Origin of the sequence: Polaromonas jejuensis NBRC 106434 (genome assembly GCF_001598235.1) — a bacterium.
GTDB classification, from domain to species: Bacteria; Pseudomonadota; Gammaproteobacteria; order Burkholderiales; family Burkholderiaceae_C; genus Polaromonas; species Polaromonas jejuensis.
Map to the genome: position 1 here is coordinate 55,099 of NZ_BCYO01000010.1, position 14,964 is coordinate 70,062.

At 60.7% G+C, this 14,964-nt stretch carries 19 protein-coding genes; 11 read left to right on the plus strand and 8 right to left on the minus strand.

Features of this window, described 5'->3' with window-relative positions:
- Nucleotides 1-5: 5 nt before the first annotated feature.
- Nucleotides 6-764, plus strand: coding sequence for an inositol monophosphatase family protein (locus PJE01S_RS13270; RefSeq protein WP_068834107.1), 759 nt, complete (start codon nucleotides 6-8; stop codon nucleotides 762-764).
- 56 nt (nucleotides 765-820) lie between these two features.
- On the opposite strand, the gene PJE01S_RS13275 is transcribed toward PJE01S_RS13270, so the two are convergent.
- The 6 genes from PJE01S_RS13275 to PJE01S_RS13300 all read right to left on the minus strand — a co-directional run bounded on the left by PJE01S_RS13275 (nucleotide 821) and on the right by PJE01S_RS13300 (nucleotide 4,736).
- Nucleotides 821-1,081 (minus strand): hypothetical protein, encoded by a 261-nt coding sequence (locus PJE01S_RS13275; RefSeq protein WP_068834108.1) that lies wholly within the window; start codon nucleotides 1,079-1,081, stop codon nucleotides 821-823.
- A 123-nt stretch (nucleotides 1,082-1,204) separates the two neighbouring features.
- Complete coding sequence (lipA, locus tag PJE01S_RS13280) at nucleotides 1,205-2,221, minus strand: lipoyl synthase (protein ID WP_068834109.1); 1,017 nt, start codon at nucleotides 2,219-2,221, stop codon at nucleotides 1,205-1,207.
- Between the two features lie 24 nt (nucleotides 2,222-2,245).
- Nucleotides 2,246-2,920, minus strand: a complete 675-nt coding sequence (gene lipB, locus PJE01S_RS13285; protein WP_068834110.1) for a lipoyl(octanoyl) transferase LipB — start codon at nucleotides 2,918-2,920, stop codon at nucleotides 2,246-2,248.
- A 22-nt stretch (nucleotides 2,921-2,942) separates the two neighbouring features.
- Complete coding sequence (locus PJE01S_RS13290) at nucleotides 2,943-3,257, minus strand: YbeD family protein (protein ID WP_068834111.1); 315 nt, start codon at nucleotides 3,255-3,257, stop codon at nucleotides 2,943-2,945.
- Complete coding sequence (locus PJE01S_RS13295) at nucleotides 3,254-4,159, minus strand: D-amino acid aminotransferase (RefSeq protein WP_068834112.1); 906 nt, start codon at nucleotides 4,157-4,159, stop codon at nucleotides 3,254-3,256. The genes PJE01S_RS13290 and PJE01S_RS13295 overlap by 4 nt, the downstream gene beginning before the upstream one ends.
- 133 nt (nucleotides 4,160-4,292) lie before the next feature.
- The gene (locus tag PJE01S_RS13300) at nucleotides 4,293-4,736 is read right to left on the minus strand and encodes a CopD family protein (protein ID WP_068834192.1); all 444 of its coding nucleotides are present in this window, start codon (nucleotides 4,734-4,736) and stop codon (nucleotides 4,293-4,295) included.
- 262 nt (nucleotides 4,737-4,998) lie between these two features.
- Here PJE01S_RS13300 and PJE01S_RS13305 point away from each other — a divergent pair, with 262 nt between their 5' ends.
- From PJE01S_RS13305 to PJE01S_RS13350, 10 genes are all read left to right on the plus strand, one after another.
- Nucleotides 4,999-5,487 (plus strand): ATP synthase subunit I, encoded by a 489-nt coding sequence (locus PJE01S_RS13305; RefSeq protein ID WP_157090329.1) that lies wholly within the window; start codon nucleotides 4,999-5,001, stop codon nucleotides 5,485-5,487.
- Between the two features lie 22 nt (nucleotides 5,488-5,509).
- The gene (gene atpB, locus PJE01S_RS13310) at nucleotides 5,510-6,403 is read left to right on the plus strand and encodes a F0F1 ATP synthase subunit A (protein ID WP_068834113.1); all 894 of its coding nucleotides are present in this window, start codon (nucleotides 5,510-5,512) and stop codon (nucleotides 6,401-6,403) included.
- Nucleotides 6,404-6,446: 43 nt separating this feature from the next.
- Nucleotides 6,447-6,692: a F0F1 ATP synthase subunit C gene (gene atpE, locus PJE01S_RS13315; protein WP_068834114.1), complete on the plus strand. Its 246-nt coding sequence runs from the start codon at nucleotides 6,447-6,449 to the stop codon at nucleotides 6,690-6,692.
- A gap of 39 nt (nucleotides 6,693-6,731) precedes the next feature.
- Complete coding sequence (locus PJE01S_RS13320) at nucleotides 6,732-7,202, plus strand: F0F1 ATP synthase subunit B (RefSeq protein ID WP_068834115.1); 471 nt, start codon at nucleotides 6,732-6,734, stop codon at nucleotides 7,200-7,202.
- A 22-nt stretch (nucleotides 7,203-7,224) separates the two neighbouring features.
- Nucleotides 7,225-7,755, plus strand: a complete 531-nt coding sequence (locus PJE01S_RS13325) for a F0F1 ATP synthase subunit delta (RefSeq protein ID WP_068834116.1) — start codon at nucleotides 7,225-7,227, stop codon at nucleotides 7,753-7,755.
- Nucleotides 7,756-7,819: 64 nt separating this feature from the next.
- A complete protein-coding gene (gene atpA / locus PJE01S_RS13330) occupies nucleotides 7,820-9,373 on the plus strand; it encodes a F0F1 ATP synthase subunit alpha (RefSeq protein ID WP_068834117.1) in 1,554 nt (517 codons plus the stop codon).
- 42 nt (nucleotides 9,374-9,415) lie between these two features.
- Complete coding sequence (gene atpG / locus PJE01S_RS13335) at nucleotides 9,416-10,282, plus strand: F0F1 ATP synthase subunit gamma (RefSeq protein ID WP_068834118.1); 867 nt, start codon at nucleotides 9,416-9,418, stop codon at nucleotides 10,280-10,282.
- A gap of 48 nt (nucleotides 10,283-10,330) precedes the next feature.
- A complete protein-coding gene (gene atpD, locus PJE01S_RS13340; protein WP_068834119.1) occupies nucleotides 10,331-11,734 on the plus strand; it encodes a F0F1 ATP synthase subunit beta in 1,404 nt (467 codons plus the stop codon).
- Nucleotides 11,735-11,746: 12 nt separating this feature from the next.
- The gene (locus PJE01S_RS13345; RefSeq protein WP_068834120.1) at nucleotides 11,747-12,163 is read left to right on the plus strand and encodes a F0F1 ATP synthase subunit epsilon; all 417 of its coding nucleotides are present in this window, start codon (nucleotides 11,747-11,749) and stop codon (nucleotides 12,161-12,163) included.
- A 607-nt stretch (nucleotides 12,164-12,770) separates the two neighbouring features.
- Nucleotides 12,771-13,376 carry a hypothetical protein gene (locus tag PJE01S_RS13350; RefSeq protein WP_084389536.1) on the plus strand — a complete coding sequence of 202 codons (606 nt, stop codon included), beginning with the start codon at nucleotides 12,771-12,773 and terminating at the stop codon, nucleotides 13,374-13,376.
- A 115-nt stretch (nucleotides 13,377-13,491) separates the two neighbouring features.
- Here the strand turns inward: PJE01S_RS13350 and PJE01S_RS13355 are convergent, their stop codons facing one another.
- On the minus strand, nucleotides 13,492-14,022 hold the full coding sequence (locus PJE01S_RS13355; RefSeq protein ID WP_068834122.1) for a TPM domain-containing protein: 531 nt from the start codon (nucleotides 14,020-14,022) through the stop codon (nucleotides 13,492-13,494).
- Nucleotides 14,023-14,024: 2 nt separating this feature from the next.
- The gene (locus PJE01S_RS13360) at nucleotides 14,025-14,957 is read right to left on the minus strand and encodes a TPM domain-containing protein (protein ID WP_084389537.1); all 933 of its coding nucleotides are present in this window, start codon (nucleotides 14,955-14,957) and stop codon (nucleotides 14,025-14,027) included.
- Nucleotides 14,958-14,964 lie beyond the last annotated feature (7 nt).

Here is a 14,964-nt window from a genome sequence, read left to right on the forward strand (position 1 = left end):
TTCCCATGAACATTGCATTGCATGACCGTTTGGCGACGGCAAAAAAACTCGCTCGCGACGCGGGCGCGCTGGCACTTTCGTATCAGGAGCGCCTGCGGCGCAACGACCTCGTTATCATCGAGAAAGGCGTGCAGGATTTTGTCAGCGAGGCTGACCAGACAACCGAACGCCTGATCCGGGATGAACTGGCTCGACAACACCCTGAGGATGGTTTTCTTGGCGAGGAGACCGGAAGTTGCCTGCATGGTCAGGGCGTCTGGGTCGTCGATCCGATCGATGGTACAAACAACTATTTGCGCCAGCACAGACACTGGTGTGTTTCGATCGCGTACGTAGTGGACGGGGAACCGTTGCTGGGAGTCATCTATGACCCGAGCAACGACGAATTGTTTAGCGCGCTCATCGGACAAGGCGCTTATCTCAATGATTGCCGCCTGCACGCCGACCACGGAAATGCGGATCGTGTCCGAATCGTGAACCTGGGGTATTCCGCCAAAACCGAATTGCAGCATTACCTGCGCACCATCGAACGCCTGTTCGAGCAGGGCATCGATCATCGCCGCCACGGTTCCGCAGCGCTGGGTCTGGCGCATGTTGCGGCCGGCCGCTTTGACGGCTACATGGAAGCCTTTATCAATGCGTGGGACATCATGGCCGGCGTCATCATCGTTCGGGAAGCCGGACTTTGGGTGGAACTGCAAACACGGCCCGGTGGATATGCGATTCGAGCGGGTGTTCCCGCGCTTGCGCCGATTCTGGTATGAGCGCACGCCAATGCCCGGCGACACGTCCGGGCATCTGGCGGCGCAAAGGCCGCCCGCTACTGGTCGAGCACGACTTCAATCTGGGTTTTCGACAAAGTGGAGCAATAAAACGCGTATTTGGGCGCCTGTGCTTTTGCAATCTTGGCGATCACATTGAACGAAAGCTTCCCGGACGGCAAGACTAGTTCGTTAGTAACGCAGACGTTGAGGGGGGCCGAGTTTTCGGGATAGATCGGCTCGCCATGCCGATCGTGTTCAAGCAGTTGGCGCGACAGGCCGGTGTTGACGCGAAGAACGGGCAAAACTCGGAAAATCAAAATTTGAATTCTTTTTTACTTGAGTTTTGGCCAGAATTTAAGGTTAACTCATTGAGTTAAAAGGAAATTTATGAATTCTGAGATGACCAAAGAGCTCATTCTCTTAGTGAAATTTCTCATTAACTATTGATCATTGACGCGCACCCCTGCGGCATGGGCCTGCTGGTCGGCATGGTAGCTGGAGCGCACCATGGCGCCCACGGCCGCATGGGTAAAGCCCATTTTGTAGGCTTCTTCCTCGAACATCTTGAAGGTGTCTGGGTGCACGTAGCGGCGCACCGGCAGGTGGCTGGTCGAAGGCGCCAGGTACTGGCCTATGGTCAGCATGTCGATGTCGTGCGCGCGCATGTCGCGCATCACCTGCAGGATTTCCTCGTCGGTTTCGCCCAGGCCGACCATGATGCCGCTCTTGGTCGGCACGTCGGGGTGCAGCGCCTTGAACTTTTTCAGCAGGCTCAAGGAGAACTGGTAGTCGCTGCCGGGGCGCGCCTCCTTGTACAGGCGTGGCGCGGTTTCGAGGTTGTGGTTCATCACGTCGGGCGGCGCGGCCTTCAGGATTTCCAGCGCGCGGTCGTCGCGGCCACGGAAGTCGGGCACCAGGATTTCGATGGTGGTGCCGGGCGACAGCTCGCGAATCTTCTGGATGCATTCAACAAAATGGCCGCTGCCGCCGTCGCGCAGGTCGTCGCGGTCCACGCTGGTGATCACCACGTATTTGAGCTTGAGGGCGGCAATCGTGCGCGCCAGGTTCAGCGGCTCGTTGACGTCCAGCGGATCGGGCCGGCCATGGCCGACGTCGCAGAAGGGGCAGCGGCGCGTGCACTTGTCGCCCATGATCATGAAGGTCGCCGTGCCCTTGCCGAAGCACTCGCCTATGTTGGGGCAGCTGGCTTCTTCGCAGACGGTGTTGAGCTTGTTCTCGCGCAGGATCTGCTTGATCTCGTAAAACCGGGTGGTCGGGCTGCCGGCCTTGACGCGGATCCAGTCGGGTTTTTTGAGCATTTCGCCCTGAACCACCTTGACCGGGATGCGCGACAGCTTGGCGGCCGCCTTCTGCTTGGCCAGCGGGTTGTAGGTTTCCTGGCTCTGGACGTCGCGGACAACGGGAGGGGTGGAGTTGAGGGTTTCTAAGGTGCTCATGGTGTGTTTCGTGTTTCTGCCGGGCTACGGGCTCAGGTAGGTGACGAGCTTTTGGCCCAGCACGTCCGCAGCCTCCTGCCAGCTGGCCGATACGCCGATTGTAGAAAGGTCGGTGGTTGTCAGCCCGGCGTAGCCGCAAGGGTTGATGCGCGAGAAGGGTTCCAGGTCCATCGCCACATTGAGCGCCACGCCGTGGTAGGTGCAGTGGCGACTGACCTTGATGCCCAGGGCGGCGATTTTGCCCAGGCCGCGAAACGGGTCGGCGGGGTGCGCCGGGCCGGTCAGGGCGGCGTGCGAAAACGGGTCGTCCAGGCGCACGTAAATGCCGGGCGAGCCGGCGACGCGGTGGCCGGTCACGCCGAAGTGCGCCAGGGTCTTGATGACCGATTCCTCGATGCGGTACACATATTCCTTGACGAAATAGCCGGCGCGCCTGAGGTCTATCAGGGGATAGGCCACCACCTGCCCGGGCCCATGAAAGGTCACCTGGCCGCCGCGGTTGGTCTGCACGACGGGAATCTCACCGCGGTTCAGGATATGGTCGCTTTTGCCCGCTAGGCCTTGTGTATAAACCGGTAGGTGCTCGCAAATCCATAGCGCATCGGGGGTTTCCGCGGTGCGCCCGGCGGTGAAGTCCTGCATGGCCTGGTAAACCGGCAGGTAGTCCACCCGGCCCAGTGTGCGCACATCGCCTGGCATCAGCCGCGCTCGCCCGGGCGCCTCACAGCACCACTTTGACCATGGGGTGGGTGGACAGCGCGCGGTAGAGATCGTCGAGCTGCTCGCGGCTGGTGGCCGTCACGGTGATGGTCACGCCCAGGTAATTGCCGCCCTTGCTTTCGCGCAGCTCTATGGTGGAGGCGTCAAAGCCGGGGTCAAACTGATGGGCCACCGCCGTGATGGCCGCGACCAGGCCGTCTACCTTGTTGCCCATGACCTTGATGGGGAACAGCGACGGGTATTCGATCAGCGAGTCCTTGCGGGCCGTCGCCTCTGCGGAAGCCGGCGTGCCGGGTGGGGTGTCGGAAGTGTTCATGTCGATTGCTCAAGTTTGGCCTGTTGATACGCTGCGTACAGCCTGGCATAGATGGGGCCGGGTTGGCCGTTCCCAACCGGCCGGCCGTCCAGCAGGGTGACGGGCAGCACCTCCTTGGTGGCCGAGGACAGCAGCAGTTCATCGGCCGCCAGCACTTCGGCGCGGCTGATGCGGCGCAGCTCGAATTCGATGCCGGCGGCGCGACACATTTCCTCTATCAGGCCATAGCGTATGCCTTCGAGCACCAGATGGTCCTTGGGCGGGCCCGAGACCCTGCCGTCCTTGATGACCCAGACGTTGCTGGACGAGGCTTCGCTGAGGTGATCGCCGCGGAACATGACGGTTTCCAGCGCCCCGGCATCCACGCTGATCTGGCGTGAAAACACCGCGCCCAGCAGGCTGGTGCTCTTGATGTGGGCCTTTTCCCAGCGGAAGTCGTCGGCCGTGACGCAGGCCACGCCCTGCTCGCGCTGCTGTGCGCTGGGCAGCTTCAGGGGGTTGGCCATGACGAAAACGGTCGGCGTCAGGCCGGGCAGCATAGGGTGGTCGCGCATGGCCACGCCGCGGCTGATCTGGATGTAAATGAGTTGATTGCCATTTTCGGCCGGAGCCCCCGTCTTGTGGGCGTAGTCTGCTATCAGTTTAAGTGCGACCTGGCGCCATTCGACCCGCGTCAAGGGGTTGGTGATGCGCAATTCGGCGAGGCTGCGCTCCAGCCGTGCCATGTGCTGCTCAAAGCGGAACAGCTTGCCGGCGTACGCCGGCACCACTTCATAAATCCCGTCGCCAAAGATGAAACCGCGGTCCAGCACGCTGATCTTGGCGTCCTTGAGGGCGGTGTATTCACCGTTGAGGTAGCAGGGCGTGTCGGGCAGGGAGTTGGCTGCGGAGGAGCTTGTCATGGATCAATCGGGGGAGAGGTTGAAAGGGGGCGGGGAATTGTGCGAAACAGAGAGATTATCTTTTGCGGCTGCCTGGCTTTGATTTGCTATTAAATATATAGCTTCATGCGCTGATTTGACAAGGGTTGGAGCCCTAAGTCACGAAAATCACGGCGGCAATGGCCGCCGCACCCAGCGCCAGGTTGGCGAGGGCCAGGGTGGCGATTTGCCCGACGCGGCGCCCGCCTTCCGGCCAGTTGGACGCGCTCACGGCCTGTTTCAGGCGGCGGAAAGGACCGAAGTAAAGGTGGCCGAACAGGGCAAACATCAGCAGGCCAAGGCCCAGCATCAGGTGCCAGCCCGTGGGCGCATTTTTCATTCCTGCAGGCAGCAGCATGGCCAAGCCCGACAGCAGCAAAACCCCAATCGTCACCCATACCAGTACAAAAAACCGGCGCAACACTTCCGCAATCAGCGGCAGCCGCTGTGGCGGCGCCAGTTGGCCGGCTGCAGGACGCAGGGCAAACAGCATGAAGCTCGCGCCGCCCAGCCAGGTGATCGCCGCAGCGATATGCAGAAATTTCATCAGGGCGTGCATGGGCATCTTTCGTGAAGAGGGGGCTGGCCGCACCATTTTGAAGCGGCCTGACGGCAGGCGTTCCGGCTGTCCGGCGCGATCTGGGGCTATTGTGGACCATGCACCTAGCCTTCACCAGCGGCCCTGTCAATGCCACGAAATTCAGAGCGCGGACGTAGGTTTTGCGGGCTTGCAGGGGTTTCTACGTATAATCGTGGGCTTTGCTGGCAATTCTTCTGTAACTTTCCCGTAATTTGTAATGTCCAAAATGGCAAATTCGGAAATGGATCCCGCAAGTCCGGGGTCTCAAGAGGGAGTTGAGGCGGAAGAAGCGGCTTTCAAGCCCCTGACGCGTGAAGAGGCTCAAAAGCTGCGCGAGGCGACTCCTGTGGTCTCCCCGTGGAAGATCTTGATGTGGCAGGGCGTGGTGGGTGGTCTGGTTGCCGCGGCGGCCTGGGCATTGACCGGCCAGCCCCGGATGGCCTGGTCGGCTGCTTACGGCGCTTTGGCGGTGATTATTCCCGCCGCGCTGTTTGCCCGCGGGTTGTCGCGCCAGAAGGCGGTGACTCATGGGGGTGCCGCGCTGGTCGGGTTTTTTGTGTGGGAAATGGTCAAGATTGCCTTGACGGTGGCGATGCTGGTCGCTGCGCCAAGGCTGGTTGCGCAATTGAGTTGGCTGGCCCTGCTGGCTGGCTTTGTGGTGACGATGAAGGTGTACTGGGTGGCCATGTGGCTTCGCCCGGCATCCAAAACGTCGGTCAAGAACATCTGAAGAATTGACAAACTGGTGATATATGTCTGCTGCTGAACACGCTGGAACACAGGCCCCGACGGCGGGAGAGTACATCCGTCACCATTTGCATCATCTGCAGATGGATTTCTCCTTCAAGGGTGTCGAGCAGCACGGCATCGTCGATTTCAGCCTGTTCAACCTGGACTCGCTGGTTTATTCGGTCCTGCTGGGCGCGATCGGCTGCTTCCTGCTGTGGCGCGCTGCCCGCCAGGCCACGTCCGGCGTGCCGGGCCGTTTCCAGGCCGCGGTCGAAATCCTTTCCGAAATGGCGAACAACCAGGCCAAGGGCGTGGTTCACAACGCCCGGAGCCGCAAGCTGGTGGCTCCTCTGGCGCTCACCGTGTTCATCTGGATCTTCATGATGAACGCCATGGACATGCTTCCCGTGGATGTGATTCCTAGCCTGTGGCATGGTACTGCTCCTGCGCTGGGCTTCAATAATTTCATGCGCGTCGTGCCGACGGCTGACGTGTCGACGACCCTGGGCCTTTCCTGCAGCGTGCTGCTGGTCTGCCTGGTGTACAACATCAGGATCAAGGGCATTGGCGGCTGGGCGCACGAGCTCGTGGCCGCGCCCTTCGGCGACAAATGGTTCCTGTATCCGGTCAACTTCCTGATGCAGATGATTGAATTCGCCGCCAAGACCATGTCCCATGGCATGCGGTTGTTCGGCAACATGTTTGCCGGTGAACTGGTTTTCATGCTGATCGCCCTGATGGGCGGCGTATGGGCCTGGCAGTTCAACCCCCTCACGGGCGGTTTCTGGCTGGGAATCGGGCATGTGGTCGCTGGAACCGTGTGGAGCATCTTCCACATTCTGGTGATCACGCTGCAAGCCTTCATCTTCATGATGTTGACGTTGATCTACGTGGGTCAGGCCCACGACTCACACTAACTTTTCGTTTTTTTCTTCTCCTCTCTTCTTTTAAGGATAAATCATGGAAAACATTCTCGGCTTCGTCGCACTGGCTTGTGGTCTGATCGTTGGTCTCGGTGCCATCGGCGCCTCTATCGGTATCGCCCTGATGGGCGGCAAGTTCCTCGAAGCCTCGGCCCGTCAGCCTGAACTGATGAACGAACTGCAAACCAAGATGTTCATTTTGGCCGGTCTGATTGACGCTGCTTTCCTGATTGGTGTTGCTATCGCCCTGCTGTTCGCTTTCGCCAACCCATTCGTTCTGTAATTCCCCGGCACCCCTGTCACGTTGGATAAGGAATAAGCCGTGAACATTAACGCAACCCTGTTCCTGCAGGCTATCGTTTTTGGGATCCTGGTGTGGTTCACGATGAAGTTCGTGTGGCCCCCGATCACAAAAGCGCTGGACGAGCGGGCCCAGAAAATCGCTGACGGCCTCGCCGCGGCCGACCAAGCCAAATCGGAACTTGCCACTGCCAACAAGCGTGTTGAGGCCGAACTGCTGACATCGCGCAACGAAACGGCCGCCCGTCTGGCGGATGCGGATCGTCGGGCTCAAGGCATCGTTGAAGAAGCCAAGTCCCGTGCGACCGAAGAAGCCAACAAGATCATTGCTGCAGCCCAGGCTGAAGCCGGTCAACAAATGGTCAAGGCCCGCGAGGCACTGCGTGAGCAGGTCGCCGTGCTGGCGGTCAAGGGCGCCGAGCAGATTCTCCGCAAGGAAGTCAACGCCGGCGTGCATGCCGACCTGCTTAGCCGCCTGAAAACCGAGCTGTAAGCAGAGCAAGGCAGAGAACACTATGGCTGAACTTGCAACCATTGCCCGCCCCTACGCGGAAGCGCTGTTCAAGGCGCAGGGCTCCGATCTGGCCGCAACGGCAGTCTGGCTCGATGAGCTGGCTGCCGTGGCAGAGAATCCGCAACTGCGCCAGCTGGCCGACAATCCGAAAGTGGATACGGCTCAGGTGTTTGATGTGATCACCGGTGTGGTGAAAACCGCCTTGCCGGCTGCTGCCCGGAACTTCCTCAAGCTCGTGATCGAGAACGGTCGCCTGTACGCACTGCCCGAGATCGCCAGCCAGTTTCGTTCGCTCAAGAACGCGGCCGGCGGTTCGACCGATGCCGTCGTCTACAGTGCGTTTCCGCTGGATGCGCAGGCACTGGCCGAAGTTGCTGCCACGCTGGAAAAGCGTTTTGGGCGAAAACTCGGTGTCAAGGTTGAACTCGATCCTTCGTTGATCGGTGGGATTCGCGCGGTCGTGGGTGACGAGGTGCTGGACACTTCGGTGAAAGCCCGTTTAGAGCAAATGAAAGTGGCGCTGATTTCTTGAGCTGGCGCCCCTGCGCATCAACCCCCAAGTTTTTAGCCAACAACATAGAAAGAAGGAAAGAGTCATGCAACTCAATCCCGCAGAAATTTCTGAACTGATCAAGAGCCGCATCGAAGGCTTGGCCGTCAGTGCCGACATCCGTAACCAGGGTACCGTTGTGTCGGTGTCCGACGGTATCGTCCGCATCCATGGCTTGTCCGATGTGATGCAGGGCGAGATGCTGGAATTCCCCGCCACTGCCGACGGCACGCCCACCTATGGCCTGGCGCTGAACCTTGAGCGCGACTCCGTCGGCTCGGTGGTTCTGGGCGAATACGAACACATCGCCGAAGGCGACACCGTCAAGTGCACGGGCCGCATTCTGGAAGTGCCGGTGGGTCCCGAACTGCTTGGCCGCGTGGTCAATGCGCTGGGTCAGCCTATCGACGGCAAGGGTCCCGTCAACGCCAAGATGACCGACGTGATCGAAAAGGTCGCGCCGGGCGTGATTGCGCGTAAATCGGTGGACCAGCCTCTGCAAACCGGTATCAAGTCGATTGACTCGATGGTTCCTGTGGGCCGCGGCCAGCGCGAACTGATCATTGGTGACCGCCAGACCGGCAAGACCGCCGTGGCGATTGACGCCATCATTGCCCAAAAAGGTCAAGGCGTTAAGTGCATTTATGTGGCCATCGGCCAAAAGGCTTCTTCCATCAAGAACGTGGTGCGCGCGCTGGAACAAGCCGGTGCCATGGCGTACACCATTGTGGTGGCGGCTGCCGCTTCCGAATCGGCTGCCATGCAGTACGTGAGCGCCTACTCTGGCTGCACCATGGGTGAATACTTCCGCGATCGCGGCGAAGACGCCCTGATTGTGTATGACGACCTGTCCAAGCAGGCCGTGGCCTACCGCCAGGTGTCGCTGCTGCTGCGTCGTCCGCCCGGCCGCGAAGCCTACCCCGGCGACGTGTTCTATCTGCACAGTCGCCTGCTCGAGCGTGCAGCCCGCGTGAACGAGAAGTATGTCGAAGACTTCACCAAGGGCGCCGTGAAGGGCAAGACCGGTTCCCTGACCGCTCTGCCTATCATTGAAACGCAGGCCGGCGACGTGTCCGCCTTCGTGCCGACCAACGTGATTTCGATCACCGACGGCCAGATCTTCCTGGAAACCAGCCTGTTCAACGCCGGTATCCGTCCCGCGATCAACGCCGGTATCTCGGTGTCCCGCGTCGGTGGTGCGGCCCAGACCAAGCTGGTCAAGAACCTGTCCGGCGGTATCCGTACCGACTTGGCCCAGTACCGTGAACTGGCTGCGTTTGCGCAGTTCGCTTCCGATCTGGACGAAGCCACCCGCAAGCAGCTGGACCGCGGTGCCCGCGTGACCGAACTGCTCAAGCAGGCCCAGTACTCGCCTTTGTCCATCTCCAACATGGCCGCCTCGCTGTTCGCCGTGAACAAGGGTTTCATGGACGACGTGGAAGTCAAGAAGGTACTGGCGTTCGAGCACGGCCTGCACGCCTGGCTCAAGGACAAGAATGCCGCGCTGATGGCCAAGCTCGAAGCCAACAAGGCCATGGACAAGGACGCCGAGGCGGAACTGAACACGGCTGTGGCTGCGTTCAAGAAGTCGTTTGCCTGACCTCAACGTTAGGCAAGTGTCCAGAACCCCTTAGGAGCCCATATGGCAGCAGGCAAGGAAATACGCGGCAAGATCAAATCGGTGGAAAACACCAAGAAGATCACCAAAGCCATGGAAATGGTGGCGGCCTCCAAAATGCGCAAGGCGCAGGAACGGATGCGCGCGGCCCGTCCTTACAGCGACAAGATCCGCAACATCACGGCCAACCTGAGTCAGGCCAATCCCGAGTACAGCCATGTGTTCATGGAGCCCAACGACGCCACGACCACCGGTTTTGTCGTGGTGACCACGGACAAGGGCCTGTGCGGTGGTTTGAACACCAACGTACTGCGTGCCGTGACCGGCAGGTTCAAGGATCTGCAGACGGCAGGGCATGATGCGCTGGCGGTAGCCATCGGCAACAAGGGTTTGGGTTTCATGAATCGTGTGGGCGTCAAGGTGGTGTCCCATGCGACCCAGCTGGGTGACAAGCCGCAACTGGATACCCTGATCGGCCCGGTCAAGGTGTTGCTGGATGCGTACAGCGAAGGCAAGGTCAACGCGGTCTACCTGTGCTACACCAAGTTCATCAATACGATGAAACAGGAGCCGGTGGTCGAGCAGTTGCTGCCCTTGACGGCGGCGCACCTGCGGGCCGACAAGGACCAGCACGACTGGGACTACATTTACGAGCCGGATGCGCACACCGTGATTGACGACCTGATGGTGCGTTACGTGGAAGCGCTGGTGTACCAGGCTGTGGCCGAAAACATGGCGTCCGAGCAATCGGCCCGCATGGTGGCCATGAAGGCCGCCACTGACAACGCCGGCAGCGTGATTGGCGAACTCAAGCTGGTTTACAACAAAACGCGTCAAGCGGCGATCACGAAAGAACTTTCGGAAATCGTTGCCGGTGCTGCAGCGGTTTAAACCGCCACGCCCGATTTAAAGATTTAAAGAACGGAAAAGGATTCAATCATGGCTCAGGTTCAAGGCAAGATTGTTCAGTGTATTGGTGCGGTGGTTGACGTCGAATTCGCACGTGACCAGATGCCAAAGATTTACGACGCGCTCAAGATGGAAGGCTCCGCCTTGACGCTGGAAGTTCAGCAACAGCTGGGCGACGGCATTGTGCGTACCATTGCGCTGGGCACGTCGGACGGCCTGCGCCGCGGCAACATGGTGTACAACACCGGTGCCAATATCACGGTGCCAGTGGGCAAGGCCACGCTGGGCCGCATCATGGACGTGCTGGGTGCGCCGATTGACGAGCGCGGCCCGGTTGACCAGACCCTCACCGCCCCCATCCACCGCAAGGCCCCTGCCTACGACGAACTCTCGCCTTCGCAAGAGCTGCTGGAAACCGGCATCAAGGTGATTGACCTGGTGTGCCCATTCGCCAAGGGCGGCAAGGTCGGTCTGTTCGGTGGTGCCGGTGTCGGCAAGACCGTGAACATGATGGAGCTCATCAACAACATCGCCAAGGCGCACTCGGGTCTGTCCGTGTTTGCCGGTGTGGGTGAGCGTACCCGTGAAGGCAATGACTTCTACCACGAGATGGCCGATTCCGGCGTGGTGAACCTCGAGAACCTCGGCGAGTCCAAGGTGGCCATGGTTTACGGTCAGATGAATGAGCCCCCAGGCAACCGTCTGCGCGTGGCGCTGACCGGCCTGACGATTGCCGAGTCCTTCCGCGACGAAGGCCGTGACGTGCTGTTCTTCGTGGACAACATCTACCGCTACACGCTGGCCGGTACCGAAGTGTCCGCCTTGCTGGGTCGCATGCCTTCCGCCGTGGGCTATCAGCCGACGCTGGCCGAAGAAATGGGCCGCCTGCAAGAGCGTATTACCTCCACCAAGGTTGGTTCGATCACTTCCATCCAGGCCGTTTACGTGCCAGCCGATGACTTGACCGACCCCTCGCCAGCAACGACCTTTGCCCACCTGGACTCCACCGTGGTGCTGTCGCGTGACATCGCTTCGCTCGGTATCTATCCCGCCGTGGACCCACTGGATTCCACCAGCCGTCAGCTCGACCCGCAAGTCGTGGGTGAAGAGCACTACGCCACCGCTCGCGCCGTGCAGGGCACGCTGCAGCGCTACAAGGAATTGCGCGACATCATCGCGATTCTGGGCATGGACGAACTGGCACCGGAAGACAAGCTGGCCGTGGCCCGCGCGCGCAAGATCCAGCGTTTCCTGTCGCAGCCTTTCCACGTGGCCGAAGTGTTCACCGGCTCGCCCGGCAAGTACGTCAGCCTGGCCGAAACCATTCGCGGCTTCAAGATGATTGTGGCCGGCGAATGCGATCACCTGCCAGAGCAGGCCTTCTACATGGTCGGCACCATTGACGAAGCGTTTGAAAAAGCGAAAAAAGTTTAACGGGCGGTTGATATGACTACCATCCACGTCGACGTTGTCAGCGCAGAAGAGTCCATCTTCTCCGGCGAAGCCAGGTTTGTGGCTTTGCCGGGAGAGGCGGGCGAGCTGGGGATTTATCCCCGCCACACGCCGCTGATCACCCGCATCAAGCCCGGCGCCGTGCGCATTGAAAAGGCGGATGGCTCGGAAGAATTTGTGTTTGTGGCCGGTGGCCTGCTCGAAGTTCAGCCTAACTGCGTGACGGTCTTGAGCGATACCGCCATTCGCGGCAAGGACCTCGACGAAGCCAAGGCCACGGCGGCCCGGGCTGCCGCTGAACAGGCGCTGAAAAATGCCAAGACCGATATTGATATCGCCATGGCCCAGTCCGAGCTCGCCGTGATGGCCGCCCAGATTGCCGCGCTGCGCAAATACCGTCAGAAAAAATAAGCCGGGCGGTTGAGAAAACCGCATCGCCTGGTGACCGAAAAGCCCCTGCCCGAAACAGCAGGGGCTTTTTTTTTCTTCTGGAGGGCGCGGTCACGGGCTCCGGAGTTGTAACAAACCCGGATCGGATGTTTCCGCGGGCCAGGGAAGCACAGGCGTCCAGAGCGCCTTGGCCCGCTGGCGCCCCTCCCCCAAGGGCAGCCGCGGCGAAACGACGCAGCAGGCGGCATTTAGAGGCCTTTTATGCCATTTGCCGGCTGCAGATACGCCAATTTTGCTACTAAAGTAGTAGCAAAAAGAGCTTGACAGCTGCTCACATTCACTCACCCTCGAACACAGCAGCCAAGGGTAAACCCCGGTAATCTTCATTCCATCACAGATAGGTTCGTTCAATTTGAACTTGGACCGCCTTTTCTGGGTGGTGTTGTTGCCTGAGAACAGACAACTCCATCGCCGCTCCCGTACCGCCGCCCCAAGGGCCGGGGTCCATGGAGAGACGGCAATCCGGTGAAGCGCTCAAGCCAGTCCCCGCATTTTTTTCGCCCTCTGGGGGAGCGGCTTGGCCCTTTAAACGTCGGTCTGACCGGCATTAACCATTTTAGGAATCAAATTGGAACTAACCCGTTTAGCCATCGTCTATATCCACCTCATTGCCTGTTGCGTGGCCATTGGTCTGGTTTTGACCAGTGACATCGCCATGGTCAAGCAATTGCTGCAGGGCGACAGCAACGAGCCGGTCGACCACAAGCATCTGGACAGCCTTCAGAAAACCGTATCCCGCGCGCTCGCCGTGCTGTGGGTGACCGGCGTGACCTTCATCGTCTGGGATGTCTCGGCCAAGGGCTGGGGCTATATGGCCAACCCGAAGATCCAGGCCAAGATAGGCCTCGTGGTGTTGCTGACCATCAACGGCGTGCTGCTGCACAAAACCGTGCTGCCGCTGATGCAAAAAGCCGGTTCGCTGCTCAAGCTGACGTTCAACCAGCGCCTGCTGGCCCTGTTCGCCGGCTCCGTGTCGGGCGTGACCTGGTTCTATGCCGCCTTTATCGGCGTGGGCCGACCACTGGCCTGGAAGTACTCCCTGGTGGAGCTGCTGGCAGCCTACCCTGTGCTGATTGCCGGTGGTTTCGGCGCCATGCTGGCACTCACGGCCTGGGCCAAGTCCAGGGCCGATGGCCAGGGCTATGGCGGCACGATGCTGAGTGGCGCCCACTAAGCGCCGCTGATCAGGCTCAAAAAGCGTCCTCGCCCTTGATGAAAGGGAGAGGGCGCTTTTTTTTTTGAGTGCATGCTGCGCCATTTTCCCTGCCGTCGCGCCATGCAGCACCCGCCTATTGCAGCAGCGGCTGGTCGGGCAACTCGTTGCGGTGTCCGGCCTCGGCGGTCAGCGGGAAATGCTGGACCAGCAGGGCCGACACCTCTTCCAGTGCCTGTGTCAGTCCGTCCTCGTAGCGCTTCTCCCTGAATGCCTGGCCCATGCGCGCCAGCATGGCCTGCCACTGCGGCGGGCCTACGTGCCGAGCGACGCCGCGGTCGGCCACAATTTCAATGGCGTGCTCGGCCAGCAGCAAGTAGATCAGCACGCCGTTGTTGTGCTCGGTGTCCCACACGCGCAGCTTGCCAAACATCGTGACCGCACGCTGCCGCGTCAGGGCACTGATGGGATGCTGACGGTTCAGCCGCCACAGGTAGCTGGTGGGCAGCGAAGCTTCCACGCAAATGCGGACTTGCCCGCTGTGGCGCTGCTCACTGGCGGCCACCCGCTGGGCCAGGCGCTGCAGCATGTCGGGCGGAATGGCGCGCCGGGTGTCGGAGGCGTCCAGCCACAGGTGCTTGATCACGACCTTGAGCTTGTTCATCATGCTTACCAGTTACCCGAGGCGCCGCCGCCACCGAAATTGCCGCCACCACCACTGCTGAATCCGCCGCCGCCACCGCTCCATCCACCGCCACCGCCGGCACCAAAGCCTCCCGGGCCGCCCCAGCCGCCCCCTCCGGAAGAGCGCCCGCCACCGAGCAAGCCACCCAGGCTCGCAAACAGCGCCAACCCCACGCCTGCCAGCGCGGCGATGCCGGCAATCAGCAGGCTGCCGGTGAATACCCAGGCCAGCAGGCCGACGGCACCGCCAGTGGCCACCGAGCCCAGCTTGCGCCCCAGCACCGCCGACAGCACGCGCGCGCCAATCGGCACCGCAAAGAACAGGAAGACCGCCAGGTCCATCCAGTCAAAGCCCCTGCTGCTTTGGCGGCCCGCCTGGCCGCCCGCTGGTGCAGGCAGGTTTTCACCGCGGATCAGCGCCGTGATCTGGTCGGTGGCCGCATCCAGCCCGCCGGCAAAATCGCCCTGCCTGAAGCGCGGGGTGATGGCGGTGTCTATGATCTGGCTGGCTGCCAGGTCGGGAATCGCGCCTTCCAGCGCCTTGGTGGTTTCAATGCGGACCTTGCGGTCGTTTTTGGCGACGACCAGCAGCAGGCCGTCGCCGATATTCTTGCGGCCTATCTTCCAGCTGTCGCCCACGCGCTGGGCGTAGGCGGCAATGTCCTCGGGCTGGGTGGTCGGCACCATCAGCACCACCACCTGTGCGCCGCGGGATTGTTCAAAAGCCGTGAGCTTGGCCTCCAGTGCGTCGCGCTGCGCGGCTTCAAGGGTGCCGGTGTTGTCCATGACATGGGCGGTCAGGACCGGTACCGCCTGCGGCGCCTGGGCCCATGCCTGGGGCACGGCAATGACCAGCCCCAGACAAAATGCTATAAAAAATAGAGCTGTCTGCGCCCGTTGGAAAAGGGCTTGTGGCACTTTTTGT